Annotated in this window: 23 protein-coding genes; 8 read left to right on the top strand and 15 right to left on the bottom strand. The window is 71.4% G+C overall.

Annotated elements, in window-relative coordinates; all coding sequences use genetic code 11:
* Positions 1 to 51: 51 nt before the first annotated feature.
* A complete protein-coding gene (locus OG214_RS31090) occupies positions 52 to 1248 on the bottom strand; it encodes an MFS transporter (protein ID WP_405986590.1) in 1197 nt (398 codons plus the stop codon).
* A 171-nt stretch (positions 1249 to 1419) separates the two neighbouring features.
* The gene (locus OG214_RS31095) at positions 1420 to 1989 is read right to left on the bottom strand and encodes a TetR/AcrR family transcriptional regulator (protein WP_405986591.1); all 570 of its coding nucleotides are present in this window, start codon (positions 1987 to 1989) and stop codon (positions 1420 to 1422) included.
* Positions 1990 to 2073: 84 nt separating this feature from the next.
* On the opposite strand from OG214_RS31095, the gene OG214_RS31100 reads away from it, so the two are divergent.
* Both OG214_RS31100 and OG214_RS31105 read left to right on the top strand, forming a co-directional pair.
* Positions 2074 to 2568: a zinc-binding dehydrogenase gene (locus OG214_RS31100; protein WP_405986592.1), complete on the top strand. Its 495-nt coding sequence runs from the start codon at positions 2074 to 2076 to the stop codon at positions 2566 to 2568.
* Positions 2569 to 2645: 77 nt separating this feature from the next.
* On the top strand, positions 2646 to 3386 hold the full coding sequence (locus OG214_RS31105) for an SDR family oxidoreductase (protein WP_382849251.1): 741 nt from the start codon (positions 2646 to 2648) through the stop codon (positions 3384 to 3386).
* A gap of 35 nt (positions 3387 to 3421) precedes the next feature.
* Here the strand turns inward: OG214_RS31105 and OG214_RS31110 are convergent, their stop codons facing one another.
* The 9 genes from OG214_RS31110 to OG214_RS31150 form a co-directional block, all read right to left on the bottom strand.
* Positions 3422 to 4948: an amino acid permease gene (locus tag OG214_RS31110; protein WP_405987669.1), complete on the bottom strand. Its 1527-nt coding sequence runs from the start codon at positions 4946 to 4948 to the stop codon at positions 3422 to 3424.
* A gap of 309 nt (positions 4949 to 5257) precedes the next feature.
* Positions 5258 to 5911 (bottom strand): fasciclin domain-containing protein, encoded by a 654-nt coding sequence (locus tag OG214_RS31115; RefSeq protein WP_405986593.1) that lies wholly within the window; start codon positions 5909 to 5911, stop codon positions 5258 to 5260.
* 113 nt (positions 5912 to 6024) lie between these two features.
* Positions 6025 to 7542 carry a molybdopterin-dependent oxidoreductase gene (locus OG214_RS31120; protein ID WP_405987670.1) on the bottom strand — a complete coding sequence of 506 codons (1518 nt, stop codon included), beginning with the start codon at positions 7540 to 7542 and terminating at the stop codon, positions 6025 to 6027.
* A 308-nt stretch (positions 7543 to 7850) separates the two neighbouring features.
* Positions 7851 to 9224, bottom strand: a complete 1374-nt coding sequence (locus OG214_RS31125; protein WP_405986594.1) for a cryptochrome/photolyase family protein — start codon at positions 9222 to 9224, stop codon at positions 7851 to 7853.
* Positions 9225 to 9298: 74 nt separating this feature from the next.
* Positions 9299 to 10072 (bottom strand): anti-sigma factor domain-containing protein, encoded by a 774-nt coding sequence (locus OG214_RS31130; RefSeq protein WP_405986595.1) that lies wholly within the window; start codon positions 10070 to 10072, stop codon positions 9299 to 9301.
* Positions 10069 to 10653 carry a sigma-70 family RNA polymerase sigma factor gene (locus OG214_RS31135; protein WP_363086014.1) on the bottom strand — a complete coding sequence of 195 codons (585 nt, stop codon included), beginning with the start codon at positions 10651 to 10653 and terminating at the stop codon, positions 10069 to 10071. Before OG214_RS31135 ends, OG214_RS31130 begins: the two co-directional genes overlap by 4 nt.
* A 75-nt stretch (positions 10654 to 10728) precedes the next feature.
* Entirely contained in the window at positions 10729 to 10896 is a 168-nt protein-coding gene (locus OG214_RS31140) for a hypothetical protein (RefSeq protein WP_405986596.1), read from the bottom strand.
* A gap of 10 nt (positions 10897 to 10906) precedes the next feature.
* A complete protein-coding gene (locus tag OG214_RS31145) occupies positions 10907 to 11746 on the bottom strand; it encodes a siderophore-interacting protein (protein WP_405986597.1) in 840 nt (279 codons plus the stop codon).
* A gap of 80 nt (positions 11747 to 11826) precedes the next feature.
* On the bottom strand, positions 11827 to 12732 hold the full coding sequence (locus tag OG214_RS31150) for a 5'-3' exonuclease H3TH domain-containing protein (protein ID WP_405987671.1): 906 nt from the start codon (positions 12730 to 12732) through the stop codon (positions 11827 to 11829).
* 391 nt (positions 12733 to 13123) lie between these two features.
* Here OG214_RS31150 and OG214_RS31155 point away from each other — a divergent pair, with 391 nt between their 5' ends.
* The 4 genes from OG214_RS31155 (at position 13124) to OG214_RS31170 (ending at position 17681) form a co-directional block, all read left to right on the top strand.
* Entirely contained in the window at positions 13124 to 14239 is a 1116-nt protein-coding gene (locus OG214_RS31155; protein WP_405987672.1) for a glycine betaine/L-proline ABC transporter ATP-binding protein, read from the top strand.
* Positions 14232 to 16049, top strand: coding sequence for an ABC transporter permease/substrate binding protein (locus OG214_RS31160; protein ID WP_405986598.1), 1818 nt, complete (start codon positions 14232 to 14234; stop codon positions 16047 to 16049). Before OG214_RS31155 ends, OG214_RS31160 begins: the two co-directional genes overlap by 8 nt.
* Positions 16050 to 16399: 350 nt before the next feature.
* Positions 16400 to 16948 carry a helix-turn-helix domain-containing protein gene (locus OG214_RS31165; RefSeq protein ID WP_093597278.1) on the top strand — a complete coding sequence of 183 codons (549 nt, stop codon included), beginning with the start codon at positions 16400 to 16402 and terminating at the stop codon, positions 16946 to 16948.
* A gap of 13 nt (positions 16949 to 16961) precedes the next feature.
* Entirely contained in the window at positions 16962 to 17681 is a 720-nt protein-coding gene (locus OG214_RS31170) for a helical backbone metal receptor (protein ID WP_405986599.1), read from the top strand.
* On the opposite strand, the gene OG214_RS31175 is transcribed toward OG214_RS31170, so the two are convergent.
* Positions 17620 to 18828, bottom strand: a complete 1209-nt coding sequence (locus OG214_RS31175) for a TDT family transporter (RefSeq protein WP_405986600.1) — start codon at positions 18826 to 18828, stop codon at positions 17620 to 17622. The genes OG214_RS31170 and OG214_RS31175 overlap by 62 nt on opposite strands.
* A gap of 70 nt (positions 18829 to 18898) precedes the next feature.
* On the opposite strand from OG214_RS31175, the gene OG214_RS31180 reads away from it, so the two are divergent.
* Positions 18899 to 19873: a LysR family transcriptional regulator gene (locus OG214_RS31180; RefSeq protein WP_405986601.1), complete on the top strand. Its 975-nt coding sequence runs from the start codon at positions 18899 to 18901 to the stop codon at positions 19871 to 19873.
* A gap of 125 nt (positions 19874 to 19998) precedes the next feature.
* Here the strand turns inward: OG214_RS31180 and OG214_RS31185 are convergent, their stop codons facing one another.
* The 3 genes from OG214_RS31185 to OG214_RS31195 all read right to left on the bottom strand — a co-directional run bounded on the left by OG214_RS31185 (position 19999) and on the right by OG214_RS31195 (position 23150).
* Complete coding sequence (locus OG214_RS31185) at positions 19999 to 20691, bottom strand: gamma-glutamyl-gamma-aminobutyrate hydrolase family protein (RefSeq protein WP_405986602.1); 693 nt, start codon at positions 20689 to 20691, stop codon at positions 19999 to 20001.
* A 110-nt stretch (positions 20692 to 20801) separates the two neighbouring features.
* On the bottom strand, positions 20802 to 22268 hold the full coding sequence (gene eat, locus OG214_RS31190; RefSeq protein ID WP_363080692.1) for an ethanolamine permease: 1467 nt from the start codon (positions 22266 to 22268) through the stop codon (positions 20802 to 20804).
* A gap of 165 nt (positions 22269 to 22433) precedes the next feature.
* Positions 22434 to 23150, bottom strand: a complete 717-nt coding sequence (locus tag OG214_RS31195) for an FCD domain-containing protein (RefSeq protein ID WP_363080709.1) — start codon at positions 23148 to 23150, stop codon at positions 22434 to 22436.
* Between the two features lie 99 nt (positions 23151 to 23249).
* Between OG214_RS31195 and OG214_RS31200 the strand changes: the two genes are divergently transcribed.
* Positions 23250 to 24614: a glutamine synthetase family protein gene (locus OG214_RS31200; protein WP_363080693.1), complete on the top strand. Its 1365-nt coding sequence runs from the start codon at positions 23250 to 23252 to the stop codon at positions 24612 to 24614.
* The last annotated feature ends 1 nt before the right edge of the window (position 24615 follow it).

Raw genomic sequence — 24615 nt, forward strand, 5'->3', positions numbered from 1 at the left:
GGGAGAGGCGACCGGGGGCGCCGCCGGGGGAGCGCCGCTTCTGTTGGTCCGTCAGCTCTTCGGCAGGGGGCGGCGCTGGACGTGGAGTCCGATGCCGGCCGACAGCACCACCAGGCACGCGGTGAACACCATCCCCGCGTTCTTCAGCCCCAGCCAGAGCGTCAGCGCCCCCACGGCCACCACCGGCACGGAGATCCCCAGATAGGCCACGACGAAGTAGGCCGAGATGGTGCCTCCCCGGTGTTCCGGCGGCGCCGCCCCGCTGATCGCGGTCATACCGGCGCGGAAGGCGAGGCCCTGGCCGAGTCCGCCGCAGAGCGCGCCCAGTACGAGCAGCGGCAGTGACTCCGCCGCCAGGGAGGCGCCCACCAGCAGCAGACCGAGCACCAGGAAGAGACACCCGGCCGGCAGTCCCCGGCCGACCCCGATTTTCCCGAGCAGTGCCTGTCCGGCCGTGGAGGCCAGGAACACCGAGAAGACGACCGCCCCCGACACGGCCAGATTGCGCTCGCCGAGCGTCTGGGAGAGAAAGGCCGGTGCCACCGCCAGGAACACTCCCAGCAGCGCGAAGCCGACGAAGGCGGCGAGCGCCGACGGTACGAACACTCCGCGCACCTCGGGCGGCACCGTCAGCCCCTGCGGTCTGAGCCGTGGCCACCGCACGGGGTGCGGGACGGTCTCCCGCAGGAACCAGGTCAGTACGCACGCCACGGCCACCAGCGCGAGATTCACCAGGAAGGACAGCCCCAGCGGCCAGGGCGCGTACTGGGCGAGCAGCCCGGACAGCAGGGGGCCACAGCCCAGACCGCCCATGCCGGCCGCGGTGGCGACGAAGGCCGCCCGTGCCTCGCGCCCCGGCGCGGCGAGTTCCAGCACGGTGGCGGTGGCGGTGCCGCTGAGCAGTCCGGCGGCGAGGCCCGACAGCAGCCGGCCGGTGAACAGCAGCGGCAGCCCGCCTTCGAGGAGGAAGCAGAGGGCACTGGCGGCGGAGAGTGCGAGGGCGGTCAGCAGCACCGGCCGCCGCCCCGCCTCGTCGGAGTAGTCGCCCGCCACCAGCAGCGCGGAGATCACCCCGATGGCGTAGACGGCGAACACCACCGTGACCAGCAGCTCGGAGAAACCGAGCTGCTGCCGGTAGAGGCCGTACAGCGGAGTGGGCAGGGTCGTACCCGCCATACCGATGGCGAACACCGCCGCCGCAGCCGGGCCACCGAGCCGCCGCCCGGCCTCGTTCGTGCGAACGATCACGCAAGCCACCGTACAAGCCGAAGGTCACCGTACAAGCCGACGGACGGGCCGCCGCGCCCGTGGCGCTCCGCGGATGCGGGCAGCGGATGCCGGCAGCGGATGCGGGCGGCGGGAGCGGGCGGCGGGAGCGGGTCCGTGTCGGGAGCCTGCCGTCAGCACAAGGGCCGGCCGTCAGCACAAGGCGCTGGCCGCTCGTACTTCGGTGAGTGTCCGCCGCGCGAGTTCGGCGAAGTCGTCGCGGTTGGCCGTGTCCCTCCAGCGCTCGTAGGCGATCTTCCAGGCGAGCGCGCCCAGTTCGGCGGTTACGCGTGAGGTCAGGTCGGGAACACCGCGGCGCTTGAGTGCGTCGATCATCGATGCGATGAGGCCGAGTTCCTTCAGTGCCTCGCGTTCACGCAATTCCGGGTTGGCGGCGATCACCGCCGACCTCCGGGCGCTGAATTCGCGACGGTCGGAGGTGAAGGCTTCCCTGCCGATCGCGTCCAGAGCGTGCGCTACCGCTTCGAGGGGGCCGGCCCCGGCTGGTGCCGTGTCGATCCCGTCGACGAGCAGTCCGGTCATCGTGCCCCCGCCGAAGAGCACCTCTCGCTTGTCCGGGAAGTGCCGGAAGAAGGTGCTCTTCGTCAGCCCGGCGCGCTCTGTGATCTCGATGACCGTCGTGTTCTCGTAGCCCCGTTCCTCGAACAGTTCCAGGGCGGCGACGAGCAGTCGCTCGGGTGCGTGGGGTTGCCAGCGGGCCATGGGGGACATCTTACGGGACTTGGTGCCGTCACCCATGTATGGTGATGGGACCAAGTCCCGTCACTTTGTCCGCTGGAGGTACTCATGAGCCGGGCTGTTGTCTACGAGACGTTCGGCGGTCCCGAAGTGCTGGAGCTGCGGGAGGTTCCGGAACCCCATGCCGGGCCGGGCGAGGTCCGCGTCCATGTCACGGCCGCCGGTCTGAATCCCATGGACTGGGGCATCGCCTCGCGGCCCGAACTCGCGGCCCGGTTCGGCATCAGCGTGCCGTCCGGCTTCGGGTACGACTTCGGCGGCATCGAAACGGCCGAGACCGCGCTCGCGCTCGGCGTGCCGCCCGAGCGGATCTCCACGATCGCCGCGGGGCCCAATCCCCCCGGCGGCGTTCGCGCGACCGGTGGTTTCGACGCGAGCCCGGACGCCATGGAGCGGATCAGCGACGCGATCCTCGCCGGCGCGATCACCGTACCGATCGCCGCGACCTTCCCGATCGGGCAGATCCGCGATGCCGTGACACTGCAAGCCGGACGTCACGTCCACGGCAAGGTCGTGATCAGACTGCGGCCAGGTCTTCACTGAACACCGCGCCACGCTCCACCCGCCGGGGCGAGAACCATCACGCCTATTCCACAGACAACAGACAGGAGATGTTCGACATGGGCAGATACGAGGGCAAGAAGGTCGTCATCACGGGAGGCAGCAGCGGCTTGGGCCTGGCCATCGCCCGGTCACTCGTGGACGAAGGCGCGCGCGTGCTGATCACCGGGCGCGACCAGGACAAGCTGAGTGCCGCCCGTGACCAACTCGGCGAGAACGCGATCGCGGTCCGCAGCGACGCGGCGTCACTGCCTCACATCGATGCGCTGGCCGACCGGGTGAAGGCCGAGTTCGGCACGGTCGACGCCCTGTTCGGCAATGCCGGTGTCACCGGCTCCGCACCGTTCGAGGCAACGAGTGAGGAGTTGTACGACCAGCTGCTGACCACCAACGCCAAGGGACCGTACTTCACCGTGCAGAAGCTCGCTCCGCTGCTGGCGGAGGGCAGCGGGGTGGTGCTCACGACCTCGGCCGTCAATGTGCTGGGCCTGCCGATGCTCAGCGCGTACGCGGCCAGCAAGGCGGCACTGCGCTCGATGACCCGCGGCCTGGCCCGTGAACTTCTCCCGCGAAGAATTCGTGTCAACGCGGTCAGCCCCGGCCCGATCGACACCGGGATCATGGACAAGTCGATGCCCCGGCAGTCGGACGAGGAGACGAAGGCGCTTGTCGCGCAGATCCCCATGCTGCGACTGGGGACCCCGTCCGAAGTGACCAAGGCTGCGCTCTTTCTCGCGTTCGACGCCACCTACACCACCGGCACCGAACTCGCCGTGGACGGCGGTGGCACTCAGCTCTGACACCCCACACCAACGAGGACCCTGCGGTCAGAGCACTAGCGAGCCGATTCCGGGAGGGCCGGGGCCGGGACGGTGGCTGTGTGCCCTCGATGTGCCCTCCATGCCCGCCACAGGGCCCCGACCCCGATGGTGGCAAGGAGGAAGAGGACCGTGAACCACTGGAAGTACCAGTGCCCGCCCGCCGGGTCGTACACCGCCGCCCGGGGCCAGGCCAGATTGACCGTCATGGCCGCGCCGTACAGACAGGCCAGCACATTGACCGGCAGACCCCAGCGGCCCAGCGAGAACAGCGGCCGGCCCGTCTCGTCGAGCCCGGTCCCCGTACCCGCGGTGCTTGCCGTGGCGCTGGTGTTTCCCGTGTTGCCGGTGCTTGCAGTGTCGGCGGTGCTTCCGCCGGTGTAGGTGCCACGGAGCCTGCGGACCAGCATGGGGCCCGTGACCATCAGATACGCGAGATAGAGCATGGCGATACAGGTCGTGCCGATGGCCAGAAAGGCCTCCGGCGACGCCAGGTTGAGCAGACAGAGCACCGCTGCCGCCGCCCCCACGACGAGGGCCGGGCCGGTCGGCATCCCCGTACGCGGGGAGACCTTCGCCAGCCGGCCGGCGGCGGGCAGGACACCGTCCCTGGCCATGGAGAAGAGCATGCGCGAGCCCGAGGTCTGGATGGCGAGCGTGGCCACGGCGACCGCCAGCGCCACATCGGCCAGCAGCAGTCGGCCCACACCGTCGCCGAGGGTGCTGGTCAGCACGTACGAGAGTCCCTCCGTCCCCAGCCGGCCGTCGGTGAGGCTCGGCGCGGCCAGCACCCCGCCCAGCACGAGCAGTCCGCCGAGGACACCGGCGGACGCCAGGGCGAGCAGGATCGTGCGCGGCGCGGTACGGCGTGGAGCGCGGGTCTCCTCGCTCAGCTCGCCCGCGCTGTCGAAGCCGATCAGGACGTACGCGGCGGCGAAGGAGCCCACCAGCAGCGCGGTGATCGCTCCGCCCTGGCCCCCGGTGTGGAGGGTGACACCCGGGCCGCGCTCGGTGTGGGTGAGGAGCAGCACGATGATCAGCGCGGCTCCGATGATCTCGGCGGTGACCCCGACGCGGTTGACGACGGACATCACACGGTTGTCGAGGAGGTTCACGACCGTGGTGAGGACGAGCAGGACGACGGCGAGCAGCGCGGCGTTGGCCGCGCCGCTCGCCGAGGTGGGCGCCGGATCGTCGCCGACGAGCTGGAATCCGCTCCAGATGGCGGGCAGCACGACCTGGAGCGCGAGGGCCGCCGCGGCCACCACGACCATCTGGCCGATCACCATGATCCACCCGGTGAACCAGCCGAACGACGGTGTGCTCAGCCGGGTGGACCACTGGTAGATCGCACCGGACAGCGGGTAGCGGGCGGCGAGTTCGGCGAAACAGGCGGCGACCAGCAGCTGCCCGAGGAGCACCGCGGGCCAGGTCCAGAAGAAGGCCGCGCCGCCGAACGAGAAGCCGAAGGCGAAGAACTGGAACACGGTGGTGAGGACGGAGATGAAGGAGAACCCGGCGGCGAACGAGGCGTACCGGCCCATGGTCCGGTGCAGCTCCTGCCGGTAGCCGAAACCGGCGAGTTCGGCCGCGTCGCCCCGGCCCGCGGCTGCGGCAGTGTCCGTGTCCGGGTCTGTTCCCGCGCCGGTGCCGGCCGGGTCGTTCCGTATGTCCGTGGATGCGGTACCGGTACCGGTCATGGCGGCCCCTGTCTGCTCACTGATTCCTGTCGATTGACAGAAATTAGGGAGAGGCTGTTTCACCGCCATGACGCGGCAGTGTCCGTGCGGCGCCCAAGTGCTCACTCCCGTGGCCGCCATGGGACCAAGGTTCCCCGGTCTCCGGGATCCTGGCTACATGGCGGGCATCAGCACGCTGTCGACGATGTGGACGGTGGCGTTCGCGGTCCGCACATCGCCGCAGACCACCCGGGCGGTGTCGTTGACCGTGTACGACTCGCCCGAGCCCTTCGTGGTCAGCGTGGACTTCTCCAGGGTCGGATAGGTGCCGTCCGAGAGCTGAGCGGGCGTCAGCTTCCGGGCCACCACGTGGTAGGTGAGGATCTTGGTCAGTGTGGCCTTGTCGGCGAGGACCTTGTCCAGCTCCTCCTTCGGGATCTTGGCGAAGGCGTCGTCGGTCGGCGCGAAGACGGTGATGTTCCTGGCGTTGTTGAGCGTGTCGACCAGACCGGCCTTCTTCACCGCGGTGACCAGGGTGGAGAGGGCGGGGTTGTTGGACGCGGCCGTCGCGACGGGGTCCTTCGACATCCCGTCGAAGCTGCCCGCGCCGTTCTCGGGCACCGACGCGCAGGCCGTACCGAAGGGCCGGCCGCCCGAGCCGGCCGCGTCGTCCGCCGTGCCCTTCGACTCCTCCCGCGCGACCGAGGAGGAGGCGGAGTCCTTGGTGTCCTTGCCCCCGTCGTCGGAGGAACAGGCGCTCAGGGCCAGCGGCAGTACGGCGGCGGTGGTGACGGCGAGGGCGACCCCGCGGAGACGAGTGGTGATCACGAGATGACTCCTTGAGAAGTGGCGCACGGCATCTCCGCGCGCGGGGGAGAAGACCGGTGACGGTCTGTTGGGAGAGGCGAGGAAGGGCGCCGGGGAAGCCGGCGGCCCCGGGGTCAGGTCACGGCGACCACCACCGAGTGCCATCCGGTCGCGCCGTCCGGCACGGTCCCGGCGCGCCGGTCCGTCTGCGTACGGCCGTCCTGATCGGTGGCCCGGACTTCGAGCGTGTGGCTGCCGCTGGTGGCGGGCCACTCCCACACCCACTGGCGCCAGGTGTCCTTGCTGTCCTCCGCCGCCAGCCGGGCGGTGTGCCACTTCCCGCCGTCGACCCGTACCTCCACCCGGGCGATACCCCGGTGCTGGGCCCAGGCCACCCCGGCGACCGGGACCGTCCCGGCCCTGGGGCTCGCGAACGGCCGGGGGGTGTCGATACGCGACTGGGTCTTGACGGCGGCCGTGGGGGACCAGGACCGCTTCACCCAGTACGCGTCGTAGTCGGCGAACGTGGTCAGTTCCAGGTCCTGGAGCCATTTGCAGGCCGAGACATAGCCGTACAGCCCCGGTACCAGCATCCGGACCGGGAAGCCGTGGCCGAAGGGGAGCGGCTCGCCGTTCATCCCCACCGCGAGCAGCGCGTCCCGGCCGTCCATGACCGTCTCGACCGGTGAGCCGATCGTCATACCGTCCACCGAGCGCGCCACGAGCTGGTCGGCGGGCCCGCCCTCGGAGGGTGCCCTGACCCCGGCCTCGCGCAGCAGACCTGCCAGCCGTACCCCGATCCAGCGGGCGTTGCCCACATAGGGTCCGCCGACCTCGTTGGAGACACAGGTCAGGGTGATGTCCCGCTCGATCAGCTCGCGGCGCAGCAGATCGTCGAAGCCGACCGTCAGCGGCCGGGTGACACCCTTGCCATGGATCCGCAGCCGCCAGCGCGTGGCGTCGATCCGGGGCACCACCAGTGCGGTGTCCACCCGGTAGAAGTCCTTGACCGGCGTGGTGAAAGGACTCAGTCCGGGGATTCGCGGTCCCGCGCCGGCCGGCACCGGAGGCGCCGGTGAGGCCGGCGCGGGCAGCACGATGTTCTCGCGTGAGGCGGCGGCGCCGGCCGCTTCCGAGGCAGTGAGCCGGCGTCCGAGCACGCCGGCCCCGGCCGACGCCGCCACCGCGCCCGACGCGGCTATGACAAAGCCGCGCCGGTCGAGGAGCCCGTCCGCCCCGCCCTCCGCGCGGGACGGACGGAGTGTGAGCCTGCCGGCCAGCAGATACAGCACTCCGCAGGCCGTCAGGGCGCCCACGGCGGAGGGCAGGGCGTCGTGCGGACCGCCGTCCGGCCGCCCGACCGCCGCCACCGCTCCGACGGCGCCGAAGACCAGAACCACCGCGGAACCCGTCCGCCGGTATCTCAGCGAGACCACTCCGACGGCCATGGCGAGGACCGCCAGGACCGCCAGGATGCCGAGCCGGAGCACCAGCTTGTCGTCGGTCCCGAAGTTCCGTACGGCGAAGTCCTTCAGCCAGGGCGGAGTGCGGTCGATGAACGCCCCGCCCACCGCCGTGACCGGACCCGCCTCGGGGCGTACGGCCACCACCGCGGCCAACTCCGCCACGGCCAGGGCCGTGAGTCCGGTGATCAGCCCGCTCAGCGCGCCCAGGGCGGCGCGCGGTCGGCGTGCTGCCGGGCGGACGGTGTCACCCTCCGGCACGAGGACTCTCTGATCGCTGCTCACACCGGCTGTTCGGCGCGGGAACCGACGCGGATTGCTCGTACACCCGAAGGAGTGAAGATCGTGCCGATGGAGGCGGACAGGAGCGGGCCAGGGCCGGCGGACAGGAGCCGGCCCGGGGTCAGCGGACAGGAGCGGCCTCAGGGGCCCTCAGCGGCCCGGATCTCGGCCCCGGGGCGCTCTCGGCGGTCCGGGATCTCGGCGCCTGGGCGCCCTCAGCCGGGCCCGGAGCCGAGATCCCGGGCCCGTGCGAAACGGTCCCGGCCCTCCGACAGATCCACTACCGGGTCCGGATAGTCCAGCCGGGCACGGTCGGCGCCGGTGACCTTCCAGGGCTCATGGACGGACGGTCCCGCGAGCCCGGCGAGCTCCGGGACCCAGCGCCGTACATACGCGCCGCGCGGATCGAACCGTCTGGCCTGGGCGAGCGGATTGAGAACGCGGTTGGGCCGGGTGTCCGTGCCGGTGCCCGCCACCCACTGCCAGTTGAGCTGGTTGTCGGCGATGTCGCCGTCCACCAGCAGCTCCAGGAAGTGACGGGCGCCGACGCGCCAGTCCACGTACAGCGTCTTGGTGAGAAAGCTCGCCGCCAGGAGCCGGCCCCGGTTGTGCATCCAGCCCTCGTGCAGAAGCTGGCGCATGGCGGCGTCCACGATCGGACAGCCGGTGCGCCCCTCCCGCCAGGCCGCGATCTCCTTGTCGTCCGTACGCCAGCGGTCCCCGCGCGTGCGGTAGTCCGACCACGACGACTCCGGCCGGGCCGCGAGCACCTGGTGATGGAAGTCCCGCCAGGCGAGCTGCCGTACGAAGGCCTCCGCGCCCGGTCCGGACAGCCGTTCGGCCCGCTGGACCAGTTCCACCGGGGAGAGACAGCCGAAGTGAAGGTACGGGGAGAGGCGGGAGGTGGCATCGCCCGCCAGGTCGTCGTGCCGGTTCCCGTACGCCCCGATCCCGTCGGCGAGCCAGGACGCCAGCCGCTCACGCGCCCTGTCCTCGCCGCCCCGCGCGAGGCCGGGTGAGACCCCTTCGACCGCGTCGCGCTCCGGCAGCGGCTCCCCGTTGACCGGCGGCACCCTCACCGAGCGGGGAGCGGCCGCCGTCGCGCGCCGCCCCGTCTCCTCCCAGCGGTGGAAGTACGGGGTGAAGACCGCGAAATGGTCCTTGCCCGACGGGGTGATCCGGCCCGGCGGCACGGCGGTGACCACCGCGTCGTACGCGACGAGCGCGCATCCCGCCCGCTCCAGCTCCGTACGCAGCCGGTCCTCGCGGCGTACGGCGTACCGGCTCACCCCGGCGGCGACATGGACCTCCCGTGCGCCGGTCTCGCGCACCACCCGGCAGACCTCTTCCACGACCTCACCCGAACGGACGATCAGGCGGCCACCGCGCTTACGCAGCGAAGCGTCCAGCGAGACCAGGCAATCGGCCAGGAAGGCACGGCGGTTGGGGGCGTCGAACCCCGCCGCCGCGATCCCCGTGTCCCGGACGAAGAGGGGCACCACCTCGTCGGCGCCGTCCACGGCGGCGCGCAGCACCGGCTGGTCGTGGACCCGCAGATCGGAGGTGAAGAGCACCACCGCGACGCTCATGTCCGTCTCCTCACATGTCCGTTCCGTCGTCCGTCCTTACTTTCGTCTGCTCGTCCCCTCGTCCGTCCGTCTTCTTACGCGGCCGGGAAGTTCATCAGCGCCACGGGCTCCGAGGTGGGCCGTGGTGAGCCGCCCGCCGGTTCCACCGTGATGCCCATGCCTGAGGCCGGGCCCACGCGGCCGGCCATCAGCACGGTGTCCGAACCGGCGGTGGGGTCCATGAGGCCGGCGGGGCGCATCGTCCCGCCGTCGTCGTACCAGAGCTGGTAGACCTTGCCGGACGGCGGTTTCGGCATACCGGACGCGATGAACGCCGCCCTGTCCCGGCCGCGTGAGACCACCACCGTGCCGGTCGCGCCGTCCGTCAGCTTCCCGGTGGCGACCTGGGCATCCGGTGCGGCGAGCACCGTCGCCAGCTCCTCGGCGCGCTGGCGCGTCTCCTGTGCTCGCCGGAGCGCGTCCTGTGCCTCCTGGTGCTGCCACACCGCGATACCGCCGAACGCGACGGCCGCGGCCAGACAGGCCGCCGGCGCGAACCGGGACAGCGCGCGCCCGTGCCCGTGCCCGCGTCCGCGCCCCGCGTCATCGCCCGAACGGGGGAGCGGGATGACCCTCGGCGGTTCCTGCCGTTCGGTGGCGATACGCCGGAGCACCCGCTCTTTGAGGGCGGGCGGCGGTGTCACGGACACGGCCTGTCCCAGCCGGGCGGCGGTGGCGGTCAGCTCTCCCACCTCCCGGGCACAGTCCGCGCACACCGCGAGATGGCGTTCGAACTCGGCGCGCTCCCCGGGCTCCAGGGCGTGCAGCGCGTACGCGCCGGTCAGCGTGTGCGGATCGGCCGTGGTCACGCCTGTACCCCCAGACAGTCGCGCAGCCGGATGAGCCCGTCACGCAGCCGTGTCTTGACCGTGCCCAGGGGGACCGAGAGCAGTTCGGCCACCTCCCGGTAGGCCAGGCCCTGGTAGTACGCGAGGGTCACGGACTGGTGCTGGAGCGCGGTCAGGGTCCGCAGACAGCGGCGTACCTGCTCGCGTTCGAGACCGGCCTCCACCTCCTCGGTCACCTCGTCGAAGGCCGGGACACGTTCCAGCAGCGCCGCCCTGTGCTCCCGGTCGCTGGACGCCTGGGCCGAGCGCACCCGGTCCACCGCGCGCCGGTGGGCGAGGGTGAGCACCCAGGTCATGACGCTGCCACGGGCACGCTCGTAGCGGGCGGCGGAACGCCAGACCTCCAGCAGTACTTCCTGGGCCACCTCCTCCGACTGGGCCGGATCGCGCAGCACGGAGCGGACCAGGCCCAGGACGGGGCCGCAGACCCGGTCGTACACGCGCGCGAAGGCGTCCTGGTCGCCCTTGGCCACGCGGCCGAGGAGTTCCGGCAGGTCGGGCCCCACCGGAGCGGGTCCGCCGATGTACACGGCTTCTTTCACGCGGCTTTCCTCCAAGACGTCCTGAACTACCTCAGCACGTATTCGGAGCCGCTGCCGCGTCGGACTGGTGCCGGTTCACGCGGAGAGGGCGAAGACCACGGAGACCGCTGAGACCGCGGCGAGGAGATGGAGGCAGCCGCCCGTCGCCACGGAGACCCCGGCCACGACCGGGGTCCACGCCGCCGGCCTCGCGGCGCCCGTCCTGCCGTACCGGCCATGTCCGGTACGGGAGATACCGGACACCGGACGGGGTCTAGCGCGTCTCCTGCTCCTGCTCCACCTGCTCGTTCCACTGGCGCTTGACGGCGCGCCAGGCCTCGTCGGTCTGGCCGAGCCGCCAGTACCCCGACGCCGACAGCCGCTCGCGCGGGACGTTCCGCTCCAGCCGCAGATGACGGCGGAGGTCCTTCACAAAGCCGGCCTCGCCGTGCACAAAGGCGTGGACGTCACCCGGGGGGAACTCCAGCTCGCGTACGGCGGCGACCAGGGCCTCGCCGACCGGGCGGTCGCCCCGGTGCAGCCAGGTGATCCCGGTGCCGTCCGGTGTCGTGATCTTCTGCTCCTCCTCGGGGCCCGCGATCTCGACGAAGGCGTGCACGGGCGTGCCCGCCGGAACCCGCTCCAGCGAGGCGGCGATCGCGGGCAGGGCACTCTCGTCCCCGGCCAGCAGATGCCAGTCCGCCGCCGGGTCCGGGGCGTACGAACCGCCGGGCCCGAGGAACCGTACGGTCTCTCCCGGCCGCACCCGCGCCGCCCAGGGGCCGGCCAGACCCTCGTCGCCGTGCACCACGAAGTCGACGGTCAACTCCCCGGCGTCCGGGTCCCAGGCGCGCACCGTGTACGTACGGGTCGTGGGCCACTGGTCACGCGGGAACTCCGCGCGGATCCGATCCATGTCGAACGGTTCGGGATAGGTCACCCCGTCCGCGGCGAACAGCACCTTGATGTAGTGGTCGGTGAACTCACCGGCCTCCACTCCGGCCACCCCCTCACCGCCCAGAACGACACGCACCATGTGCGGAGTGAGCCACTCGGTACGCACGACCTGTGCCTCACGCGCCTTCGGTGCCCTGCGGGCCGGCTGTTCTGCCACGGTGGTCTCCCCAGACTCTGGTGATGCTTAGGCTTACCTAAGCTAACACCTCGCCCGTGCGGGAGCCCCGGCCGTGGACCTCAGCTCTTGAGCGTGACCAGGAGCCTCTGGAGGGCGCCGCCGAGCCCCCACCGGGCCCCGAGCGCCTCGACCAGTGCCGGATCGCGCGGCTCCGAGGGCAGGGCGGGGTCGAACTCCGGCAGCGGAACGTCCCCCGCGACCCGGACCACCGTGGGCGCGACCGCCACATACTCCCGGGCCTCGTCGAGCCGCTTGCGCTGCGACGGGGTGAGCTTCGAGCGCGGATCGTCCACCGCCGCCATGATCCCGGCCAGATCACCGAAGGCGTCCAGCAGCTTGGCCGCGGTCTTCTCACCGATCCCCGGCACCCCGGGCAGACCGTCGCTCGGGTCGCCGCGCAGCAGCGCCAGATCGACATACCCGGGTCCGTCGACCCCGTACTTCTCGCGCAGCACCGCCTCGTCGGTGAGCTGGAGCGTGCCCACCCCCTTCAGGGGATAGAGCACCCGGACACCACGGGCGTCGTCGACGAGCTGATAGAGATCCCGGTCGCCGGTGACGATGTCCACCGGGCCCTTCGCCCGGCCGGCCAGTGTGCCGATCACATCGTCCGCCTCGTACCCCGCGACGCCGACCCGGGCGATTCCGAGCGCGTCGAGCACCGCCTCGATGACCGGGACCTGTGGCGCGAGCGTGTCCGGGGTCTCCTCCTTGTCGGGCCCCTCCGCCCGCTCCTCGGCCACCCGGTGGGCCTTGTACGACGGAATCAGCTCCACCCGCCACTGGGGCCGCCAGTCCGCGTCCATGCAGGCCACCAGCTCGTCGGGGCGGTGGTCCTGGACCAGGCGTGCGATGAAGTCGAGCAGACCGCGCACCGCGTTGACCGGGGTGCCGTCCGGGGCCCGTACGGAGTCGGGGACCCCGAAATAGGCCCGGAAGTAGAGGGAAGCGGTGTCGAGGAGCATCAGGCGTCGCGTCACAACCCCGATGATGCCCCAGCCCACTGACAGTCGCCGCCAGCCGCTGCCGTCAGCCGCCGCCGTCGGCCGCCGCCGTCAATCGCCGCCGACGGACGGGCCGCGTGGACAGGCCCCGTAGGCACCCAGGAGTGGTCACGGGCAGTCACCACTCCTCCTGGGGAAGGGACTTTCCGGCCGATGCTGCCCCATCCGCTGTGACCTGGGCCACCAAATCGTTTGGCTCGTGCAAGCAGGGGCAGGCGCGTCCCCGGAGCGAACCCGGGTGTGTTTCCACCGCCGTTATCCGGGCCGGTGGGCCGAACCCGCCCGTTCCACGGCCCGTCCGCGGGGGTGGGCGGGCCGTTTCCGTTCAACGCGTGAGGTGTATGTGTCCAGGCTGCAAGCCGACCATCTGTACAAGGTCTTCGGCAGACGATCCGACGGAGCCGTGTCCCTGCTGGAGAACGGCACGGACCGTGACGAGCTGCGGGCAGCCGGCACGACGGCGGCGGTCATCGACGCCTCCTTCGCGGTCGAACCGGGCCAGATCTTCGTCGTCATGGGTCTGTCGGGATCCGGCAAGTCCACCTTGCTGCGCATGCTCAACGGGCTGCTCGAACCCACCTCGGGACGGGTGCTCTTCGACGGACAGGACCTGACCGCCCTGAGCCCGCGGGAGCTGCGCCGGGTCCGCTCCACCAGGATCAGCATGGTCTTCCAGCACTTCGCGCTCTTCCCGCACCGCAGCGTCCTGGAGAACGCCGCGTACGGACTGGAGGTACGGGGTGTGCCGCGCGCGGAGCGTGAGAAGCGCGCCGCGGAGGCGCTGGAACTCACCGGTCTGGGCGGCTGGGAGACATCCTGGCCCGACGAGCTGTCCGGCGGTATGCAGCAGCGCGTGGGTCTCGCCCGCGCCCTCGCCACCGACGCCGATCTGCTGCTGATGGACGAGTCCTTCAGCGCGCTCGACCCGCTGATCCGCCGCGATATGCAGGATCAGCTCCTCGAACTGCAGAAGCGGCTCAAGAAGACCATCGTGTTCATCACCCACGACCTCAACGAGGCCATGCGCCTCGGTGACCGGATCGCCGTGATGCGTGCCGGCGAGATCGTCCAGCAGGGCAGCGCCGAGGACATCCTCGTCCACCCCGCCGACGACTATGTCGCCTCCTTCACCAAGGACGTCGACCGCTCCCGGGTGCTCACGGCAGGCGCGGTCATGGCCGCCCCCGAGACCGTCTACGGCACCCGTACGGACGACGGCAGGGAACTGCGCACCGCCGAGGACGTACTCTCCGCCGCGCCCGCCGGCGTGGTCGAGTCGACCCCGATCAGCGAGCTGTTCACGCCCTGCTCCACCAGCGGGGTCGCGGTGGCCGTCACCGACGGCGAGGGGAAACTCGTCGGAGTGGTGCCGCGCGCCCGGCTGCTGGCCGTACTCGGCGAGCCGATGACCCCCGTTCCTTCGCCTCCGCGGGACTCCGCCGCCGCCAAGGCGGTCACCCATGCCTAGGTTCCGTCTCGGCGACGGAGTCGACACTGCCGTCGACTTCCTCCAGCGCCATCTCTCCTGGCTGTTCGACGCCATCGGTTCGATCGTCTCCGGTATGTACGACGGCATCGACGCGGTGCTCTCCGCGCCGGAGCCCCTGCTCCTCGCGGGCATCCTCGCCGTACTCGCCTGGTGGCTGCGCGGCCTGGTCGCGGGCGTACTCACCTTCGCCGGCTTCGCCCTGATCGACTCCATCGAGCTGTGGGACGACTCGATGGCGACCCTCTCGCTGGTGCTCGTCTCGACCGTCGTGACGCTGCTGATCGCGATCCCGCTGGGCGTCTGGGCCGCGCGCTCCAGAACGGTCGGCTCGGTCACCCGGCCGGTGCTCGACTTCATGCAGACCATGCCCGCCATGGTCTATCTGATCCCCGGTGTCTTCTTCTTCGGCGTCGGAGTGGTCCCCGGCATCATCGCCACGATCATCTTCTCGCTGCCGCCCGGCGTCCGGATGACCGAGCTGGGCATCCGTCAGGTCGACGGCGAACTGGTCGAGGCCGCGGAGGCGTTCGGCACCAGCCCCCGCGACACACTGCTGCGTGTACAGCTGCCGCTGGCCCTTCAGACGATCATGGCCGGTATCAACCAGGTCATCATGCTGGGCCTGTCCATGGTGGTCATCGCGGGCATGGTCGGCGGCGGCGGTCTCGGTGGCGCCGTCTACCGCGCCATCGGCAATGTCGACATCGGTCTCGGCTTCGAGGCGGGTGTCTCCGTCGTCATCCTGGCGATGTATCTGGACCGGATCACCGGCGCCCTCAGCCTCCAGGTCTCCCCGCTCGGCCGCCGCGCGCTGGCCAAGGCGAAGGAGCTGACGGGCGGGGTGAGGTTCTGGGACCACCGCCCGCAGCCCGTCGTCGCCCTCGCCGGTGTGGTCGTGCTCGCGCTCGTCGCGGGCGGTATCGGCCTGTTCGGCGGCTCTCCGTCCGGTACGAGCACCGCCTCCGGCGCCGGGAACGTCGGCCAGGGCAAGAAGATCAGCATGGGATACATCCCCTGGGACGAGGGCATCGCCTCCACCTTCCTCTGGAAGGAACTGCTGGAGCGGCGCGGCTTCGAGGTCGACGCCCGGCAGTACGAGGCGGGTTCGCTCTACACCGGCCAGGCGGGCGGCCAGATCGACATCCAGACCGATTCCTGGCTGCCGGTCACCCATGCCGCGTACTGGGCGAAGTACCGGAACGATCTGGAGGACCTGGGGTCCTGGTACGACCGGACCTCGCTCGAACTCTCCGTACCCGCCTATGTGAAGGGCTTCGACTCCCTCGACGACCTCAAGGGCAAGGGCTCCGTCTTCAAGGGCCGGATCATCGGCATCGAGCCCAGCGCGGGCGAGATGGGCCTGCTCAAGGACAAGGTCCTCAAGCAGTACGGCCTGGAGGGCGAGTACACCCTTGTCGACGGCTCCACGCCGGGCATGCTGGCCGAGCTGAAGCGCGCGTACCAGAAGAAGGAGCCCGTGGTCGTCGTGCTCTGGTCGCCCCACTGGGCGTACAGCACCTATGACCTCACCAAGCTGAAGGACCCCAGGAAGGCCTTCGGCGCGGAGAGCGACGGTGTCCACACCCTGGCCCGCGGGGGATTCTCCGCCGACCATCCGCGGGTCGCCTCCTGGCTGAAGGACTTCACCATGAGCGAGGAACAGCTCACCGGACTGGAGGCCCAAATCCAGTCGACCGGCAAGGGGAAGGAACAGGAGGCCGTACGGACCTGGCTCAAGGACCATCCCGGCCTCGCCGACCGGTGGACCCCCGTCGACGGCACGGACTAGTCGAAGAGGTCGTGTCTCCGGGCGGCGGGCCTGTCTCCGGGACGCGGGTGTCTCCGGGTGGCGCGAGCCTGTCCCCGGGGCGGGCCTGTCCCCGGGGCGAGCCTGTTCCCGGTGCGGGCCGGGCCTGTCTCCCGGGGGCGAGCGCGTGCCGCTCCCTCGCGTGCTGTCGGGCAGATGCCGGGGGCCTTTGCTAATCACCCGCCGACGCGCATCATTGATCCCGGGGGGCCGCCCGCTTCCCTCGCCCGTGTGTTCGTATCGGCCGGGGTTCGGCAGCGGGTGAGGCAGGACAGCTCTTGCACCGGCGTCAACTCTGAGAAGATGACGATCCGGTCGGGAGGGAGCCAGTCATGGACGACAAGGAAGCGCTCAGGGTGGGCGCGGCCGTCCGCAGGCGGCGCAGGTCCCTGGGCCTGACCCTGGCGGCGGTGGCCGCCCGTAGCGGACTGTCGGTGCCCTTCCTCAGCCAGATCGAGAACGAGCGCGCCAGGCCGAGCACCCGGTCACTGGAACGGGTGGCGGACGCCCTGGAGACGACCCCCGCACGGCTGCACGCCGCCGCCGACTCCGCGCGCACGGTCGATGTCGTACGCGCCGCCGACGCCGGACCGGGGGTCCGCCGGGTGGTACGGGGCGGCCACCAGCTCAACGCCAAGGAATTCACCGGCGAGCAGGACACCGGCCGGGAGTACCAGCACCGCAACGACGAGATCATGTACATCGCCGACGGCGCGGCCGAGGTCGAGGCCGAGGGCCGCGCCTACCGGCTGGAGCGCGGTGACACGCTGTATCTCTCCGGCGGGGTACGCCACCGCTGGCGGGCCACCGAGCCCGGCACCCGTATCCTCGTCGTCGCCGTCGCCGAGCACATCGACGCGACCGTCGACCCCAGGCGCTGAGCGGCCGGCCGCCGTGCCAGGACCGCGCGTCGTCTCTCTCGTACCGTCACTCACCGAAGCCGTCGCGGTCAGCGCCCCGGGCCTGCTGGTGGGCGCCACCGACTGGTGCGCCCGGCCCGTCGGTCTGGATGTCGTACGGATCGGCGGCACCAAGAACCCCGATGTGACCGCGATCGCCGCGCTCCGCCCGGATCTGGTCGTCGCCAACGAGGAGGAGAACCGCGCCCAGGATCTCGCGGCGCTCCGGGCGGCCGGGCTGACGGTGCTGGTCACCGAGGTCAGAACGCTCGGCCAGGCCTTCACCGAGCTGACACGCGTGCTGGTGACCGGATGCGGTGTGGCGGCGCCGCGCTGGCTGGCCGAGGCCCAGGACGCCTGGGAAGCGCTGCCGCCGCCCGCGCACGGGCCGCGCGCCGCCGTCGTACCGGTCTGGCGCAGGCCCTGGATGGTCCTCGGCCGGGACACCTTCGCCGGGGATCTGCTCGCCCGGCTGGGTGTGGTCAATGTGTACGGGAGCCATCCCGAGCGCTATCCGGGTATCCCGCTCGACGAGCTGCGGGCCTCCGGCGCCGATCTGGTCGTCCTGCCCGACGAGCCGTACCGCTTCACCGCCGACGACGGCCCCGAGGCCTTCCCCGGGCTGCCCGCCGCTCTGGTCGACGGGCGGTTCCTCACGTGGTACGGACCGTCACTGGCCCAGGCGCCGGAGGCGCTGCGAGCAGCGCTCCGCTGAGCAGCCCGCGCAGCGTGTGCCACCCGGCCACCGCCCAGGCCGCCACCAGCACCAGGTAGAGGCCTGTCGCCAGCCATTCCAGCGCCACCAGACCGGTGCGTCCCGCCAGCACCTCGGCGCCCGTCACGCAAGTGCCGACCGGGAAGGTGAAGGCCCACCAGGTCATCGTGAAGCGCATTCCGCGCCGCGCGGCCCGCACCACCAGGGCCGCCGCCAGCGCCAGCCACAGCAGCGCGAACCCCAGCACCGGTACGCCGTACACCACGGCGAAGGCGCCCAGCGCACGCGCGTACGGAGCGCCGACCGCCCCGGGCGCCACCTCGGCGAGCCGGCCGACCGCCGTGACGGACTGCCCCAGCGGACCGAGCACCAGGAAGAGCGCCGGGGTCAGCGCGAGCGGCAGCGGGCCATGGAGCAGCAGCCGGCCGAAGAGCAGCGGGAGCAAGGTCAGTGTCGCGAGCAGACTGAGCCCGAACAGCGCGTAACAGCCCAGCAGCAGCGCCTCGCGCCCCTGGCCCACGGGCAGATACGGCACCAGCGAAGAGCCGACCGCGGCGGAGACCATGGGCGGCACCACCGGCAGCAGCCAGACCGGAGACACCTCACTGGGGGCCGGTCGACGGCGTACGACCAGCAGATACGGAATCGCCACCGCGAAGACGAGACCGAGGACCGTGCCCACGCCGAACAGCGCGGCGTCCATGACGACAGCCGCGCGCTCCCCGAGCACATCACCGCCCACGGCCAGTGTGGCGGCCCCGACGGCCAGGGGCGCCATCGCCAGACAGCCGTAGAACGGCGCCACGGCCGGATCGCGAAGCTGGGCACGTGCCCGGTCGCGATGGCAGAGCCAGTGTCCCGCGCGGGCGGTCAGCAGTACCGCGAGCGCCAGCACGGAGAGCGCCCAGACCGCCACACAGCCGGCCCGCAGTCCCGGGACATCCAGGGGGAGCCCGGCACCCGCGGTGGCGACGATCGCGGTCCCCATCACCGTCGCGTACCAGTTCGGGCCGAGATGGCGGAGCCAGGGCAGCCGGGGCACGGAGAGTTGGGGCCGCACCTGGGGGACGGCGTGCACCCGGGGGACGGCGCGCGCACCGCCGGAGGCGGCGGGGTGCGCGCTGGTGGGGTGCGTGAGTGCGGCCATGGCTCCACCCTCGCGCCCGCCCACGGCGGCCACCAGGCCCCTTGTCGCTATGAGGTCATAAGCTGGACTTATGACCGATGCTCCGTCCGCCGACCGCGCCCCCGACCGTGCCGCCGCTCACCTCGCCGCCCCCGCAGCGCCGCTCGCCCACCGGGTGCCCGATCTCGGGGCCCTGGAACTGCTGCTCGCCGTCGCCCGGCTCGGCAGCCTCGGCCGGGCCGCCCGTGAGCTGGGCATCAGCCAGCCCGCCGCCAGCGGCCGCATCCGGGCGATGGAACGGCTGCTCGGAGTGGCTCTGGTGGACCGCTCACCGCGCGGCTCCCGGCTCACCGACGCCGGGGCCCTGGTCACCGACTGGGCCGGACGGGTGGTGGAGGCGGCCGAGGCGTTCGACGCGGGAGCGCAGGCGCTGCGCGACCGCAGGGACTCACGGCTGCGCGTGGCCGCCAGTATGACGATCGCCGAATATCTGCTGCCCGGCTGGCTGGTGGCGCTCCGCAGGGCCAGACCGGACACCGCGGTCTCCCTCCGCGCGGGCAATTCCGCGGCGGTCGCCGAGCTGCTGCTCGCCCATGAGGCCGATCTCGGCTTCGTGGAGGGCACGGCCGCGCCCGAGGGCCTCGACGCGGCGGTCATCGGCCATGACCGGCTGCTGGTCGTCGCCGCACCCGGTCATCCCTGGGCCCGCCGTCGTGGTCCGATCGATCCGGCGGAACTGGCCGGGACCCCGCTGATCCTCCGGGAACCCGGCTCCGGCACCCGTCAGGTGCTGGACGCCGGACTCGCCCCGTACGGCGGAGTGTCCGAGCCGCTGCTCGAACTCGCCTCCACCACCGCGCTGAAGGCCGCCGCGGTGAGCGGCGCGGGACCGTGCGTACTGAGCGAACTCGCGGTCGGCGAGGAACTGGCCGCCCACCGGCTCGTCAGGGTGCCGGTGGAGGGCATACGGCTCCGCCGCGATCTGCGCGCGGTCTGGCCGGCCGGCACCCGCCCCTCGGGCCCGGCCCGCGATCTGCTCTCCCTGACCCGCGGAGCCCTCGGCTGACCGGCCCGCCTGGTGTACGACGACCCTGGTGTACGACGGCCCTGGAGCCCTGGAGCCCTGGAGCCCTGGAGCCCTGGAGCCCGGCGGCCCGGCGCTCGGTCCGTCTGCGGTCGGACGGCGGGCGATCAGACGGCGCGCGACCCCGCCGCCCGTACCAGCGCGCTGACGACACGGGTGTCGTCGGCCATCTCGGGGTGCCACTGCACGCCCAGCGCCCAGTGCGGCTCCGGCAGTTCGACGGCCTCGACCGTGCCGTCCGCCGCGAACGCCGAGACGGTGAGCCCCTCGCCGAGCCGGTCCACGGTCTGATGGTGGTGTGTCGGTACGCCGAACTCCTCGGGCACCAGATCGCCGTAACGGGTGCCGGGCACCGGCTTCACCGGATGCTCGCCGAAGGTGCCCCTGACCGGTGAGGTGTGCCCCTCCACATGCTGGACGAGCGTCCCGCCCAGCGCCACATTGAGCAGCTGCATGCCCCGGCAGATCCCCAGCAGCGGGGTGCCGGACGCCAGCGCGGCGTCGATCAGGGCCAGTTCCCAGGCGTCCCGCTCCCGGGCCGGCGGTCCGGTGCGGGGGTGCGGCTCGGCTCCGTACCGTACGGGCTCCACATCGGGGCCGCCCGCGATCACCACCCCGTCCAACCGGGCCACCACCGAGGCGGCGGCGGCCGGGCCGTCCGGCGGAAGCATCGCGGCGAGCCCGCCGGCCCGCTGGACGATCCGGGGATAACCGGCGGGCAGCAGCGCCGCCGACAGCTCCCAGACGCCCCACGCGGTGGACTCCTCCAGATAGGTACTGATACCGATGAGCGGCTTCATACGGCGCTGTTCTCCCGTCGGTCCCGTGGATCTTGGGTCTGTTCCCAGTCTGGCCCTGGGGCCGGTTCTCCGTACCGTCCTCAGCCGCGGTGTCCTCAGTCGCAGTGTCCTCAGCCGCGTTCGAGTTCCGCCTCGGCGGCGGCCAGGGCCGCGAACTCCTCCTCGGGAGCGGCCGCGACCAGCCGGTGCCGGCTGTAGAAGATGAAGTACGCGAGGGCGACGGCATAGACCCCCAGCGCGATGAACGCGGCGTCCTTGTCCACCAGGAAGGTCGCCACCAGGGCCGACAGGGCCAGTACGAACGCGGCGCCGGAGGTGAGCATCCCGCCCGGTGTGCGGTACGGCCTGGCCAGCCCCGGTTCACGGCGGCGCAGCACGAGATGGGACAGGGCCATCAGCGCGTACGAGATGGTGGCGCCGAACACCGCCACATTCAGCATCCGCCCGCCGTCGCCGGTGCCCGCCGCCAGCGCGAAACCGATCGCGCCCGGGATCAGCAGCCCGAGATAGGGCGCCTTGCGGGCACTGGTCAGGGAGAGGAAGCGGGGCAGATAGCCCGCCCGGGAGAGGGCGAAGAGCTGCCGTGATCCGGCGTAGATGAGCGAGAAGAAGGAGGCGACGAGACCGGCGAGACCCGCGTAGTTGACGAACCGGCTCAGCGCGGTCGGATCGCCGTCCCCCTGGAGCGCGACCACCAGCGGATTGCCCGCGTCCTGGACGGCGGCCGAGCCGCGCGCGCCCGTCGCGGCGAAGAAGGTGATCAGCGCGAGCAGGACCAGCACACCCATGGAGATCGACAGAGCCCTCGGCATCGAACGCACCGGGTCCTTGGCCTCCTCGGCGGCCAGCGGCACCCCCTCCACCCCCAGGAAGAACCACATACCGAAGGGGAAGGCCGCCCAGATGCCCAGCACTCCGTACGGCAGCCAGGACCCCGAACCGAACGCGTCCTGGTCGACCGGGATGTCGTCGAGACCGCTCGCGTCGAACTCCGTGAACGCCCCCACCGCGAAGATGAGCAGGGCCGCCACCGCGATGGCCGTCACCACGAGACTGAAGCGCAGCGCCTCGCCGACGCCCCAGAGATGGATACCTATGAAGATCGCGAAGCAGGCCAGATAGACCGGCCAGCCGGCCGTCAGCCCGAAGAGATCGAGCGACTCGACATAGTCGCCGATGAAGATCGAGATGGCGGCCGGCGCGAGGATGTACTCGATCAGGATGGCCGTACCGGTCAGAAAGCCGCCCCAGGTGCCGAGCGCGCGCCGGGCGAAGCCATAACCACCGCCCGCGGTGGGCAGGATGGCGGAGAGTTCGGCGAGGGAGAAGACCAGACAGGCGTACATGACACCCATCAGCAGCGTGGCGATGGCGAGACCGCCGAAGCCTCCCTCGGAGAGACCGATGTTCCAGCCCGAGAAATCACCGGAGACGACATAGGCGACACCGAGACCGGTGAGCAGCAGCCAGCCCGCGCTGCCCCGGCGCAGCGTGCGCCGTCGCAGATAGTCGGCGTCCCGCTGGGCGGTGCCGGCCGGGCCGGCCGTCGGGATGGACGAGTCGGTGCCGTCGGACATGAGCAGCTCCTACCTCGGGGTAAAGGTGTGAGGCCATACCTTTGCGCTCCGGGTGGCCCCGCGCAAGACTCGTGCGTTAAACGGCTGTTACGGCTCCGGCCCTTACCGCTCCCGCGCCGGGCCGGCCCGGTCCCGCGCGACCCAAGGCGACGGGCCGGCCCGCGCTCAGGTCAGAAAGCCGCGCAGCAGCGCGGCCGTACCGCCGCAGTGCTCGCGCGCGATCTCGCGCGCCGCGTCCGCGTCCTGGTCGAGCACCGCCTCGACCAGCGCCGTGTGCTGCCGCTGCGAGTGCTCCAGATTCCGCACGAGCAGCGGGATGCAGTCCAGCAGATCGTTGACCGTCGCCCGCACGGCGGCGTACTGGGCGGTCAGGGTCGCGGAGCCGGACAGCTCGGCGAGCGTGAGATGGAAGAGGGTGTCCAGCCTGCGGTACTCCGTGAGCGCCGCGTCATGCGTCGCGGCCAGCGCCGAGCGCAGCCGCCGGGCCCGCTCCCCGGTCAGCCCGTCCGTCGCGCACAGCTCCGCCGCACCCGCCTCCAGCACCTCGCGGAAGCGCAGGACATCCTCGATGTCCACCCCGGCCACCCGTCGGCGCAGCTCCTCCTCGGCGCCCCCGGCCGGGGTGTCGGGTCTGGGCCGTACGAACGTGCCGCCGTATCTGCCCCGCCGGCTCTCCAGCAGACCCTGCTCCTGGAGCACCTTGAGCACCTCGCGCAGCGTCACCCGGCTGATCCGCAGCCGGTCCGCCAGCTCCCGCTCCGCGGGCAGCCGTTCGCCGCCCGCCACCAGTCCGAGCCTGACGACCTGGAGGATCTGCTCCAGCGCCTCCTCGAAGCCGTTTCCCGCCCGCACGGGCCGCAGCACCGGAGTCAGCGGGTCCATCGGCTCGTTCTTCCTCGCCACGTCGCCGATTCCCCTTCCCAACCAAAGGTCTCCAGGAATACCTTATGGCTTCCGGCTGACCGAAGGAGGAGTATTCCCGTGGCAGACCGCACATCCCCGCTCGCCGTCGACAGGCTGCGCATCCTCGTGGAGAGCGGCGAGATCGACACGGTGGTCCTGGCGTTCCCCGATATGCAGGGCCGGCTCCAGGGCAAGCGGTTCGCCGCGCGCTTCTTCGTCGACGAAGTCCTGGAACAGGGCGCCGAGGGCTGCAACTACCTCCTCGCCGTCGACACCGATATGAACACCGTCGACGGATACGCGATGTCCTCCTGGGACACCGGCTACGGCGACTTCGCCATGCGCCCCGACCTCTCCACACTGCGCCGGCTGCCCTGGAACGAGGGCACCGCGATGGTCATGGCCGATCTCGCCTGGAGCGACGGTTCCCCCGTCGTCGCCGCACCCCGCCAGATCCTCCGCCGTCAGCTGGAGCGGCTCGCCGAGTACGGCTACACCGCGCATGCCGGTACGGAGCTGGAGTTCATCGTCTTCAAGGACACCTATGAGCAGGCCTGGGACAGCGGCTACCGCGGACTGACCCCCGCCAACCAGTACAACATCGACTACTCCGTCCTCGGCACCGGCCGGATCGAACCGCTGCTGCGCCGGATCCGCAACGAGATGGCGGGCGCCGGACTCACCGTGGAATCCGCGAAGGGCGAGTGCAACCCCGGCCAGCACGAGATCGCCTTCAAGTACGACGAGGCCCTGGTCACCTGTGACCAGCACGCCGTCTACAAGACCGGCGCCAAGGAGATCGCCTCGCAGGAAGGTGTCTCGCTCACCTTCATGGCCAAGTTCAACGAGCGCGAGGGCAACTCCTGCCATATCCATCTCTCGCTCCAGGACAAGCACGGCACCAGCGTCATGGCCGGGGACGGGCCGGACGGGATGTCGCCCGTGATGCGCCACTTCCTGGCGGGACAGCTCGCCGCGCTCCGGGACTTCTCCCTGCTGTACGCGCCCACCATCAACGCGTACAAGCGCTTCCAGCCGGGCTCCTTCGCGCCCACCGCCGTCGCCTGGGGCCATGACAACCGCACCTGTTCGCTGCGGGTGGTCGGCCACGGGCGGTCCCTGCGCTTCGAGAACCGGCTGCCCGGCGGGGACGTCAACCCGTATCTCGCCGTCGCCGGTATGGTCGCCGCCGGACTGCACGGCATCGAGAACGCGCTGGAACTCCCCGAGGCGTGCGTGGGCAACGCCTACACCGCCGCCTACGAGCAGGTCCCGACCACCCTGCGGGAGGCCGCCGAACTCTGGGAGAACAGCACCCTCACGCGCGCGGCCTTCGGCGACGACGTCGTGGCGCACTACAGCAATATGGCCCGTGTCGAGGTGAAGGCCTTCGACGCCGCGGTGACCGACTGGGAGCTTCGCCGCTCCTTCGAACGTCTGTGAG

Origin of the sequence: Streptomyces sp. NBC_00872 (assembly GCF_045161915.1) — a bacterium.
Taxonomy (GTDB): domain Bacteria; phylum Actinomycetota; class Actinomycetes; order Streptomycetales; family Streptomycetaceae; genus Streptomyces.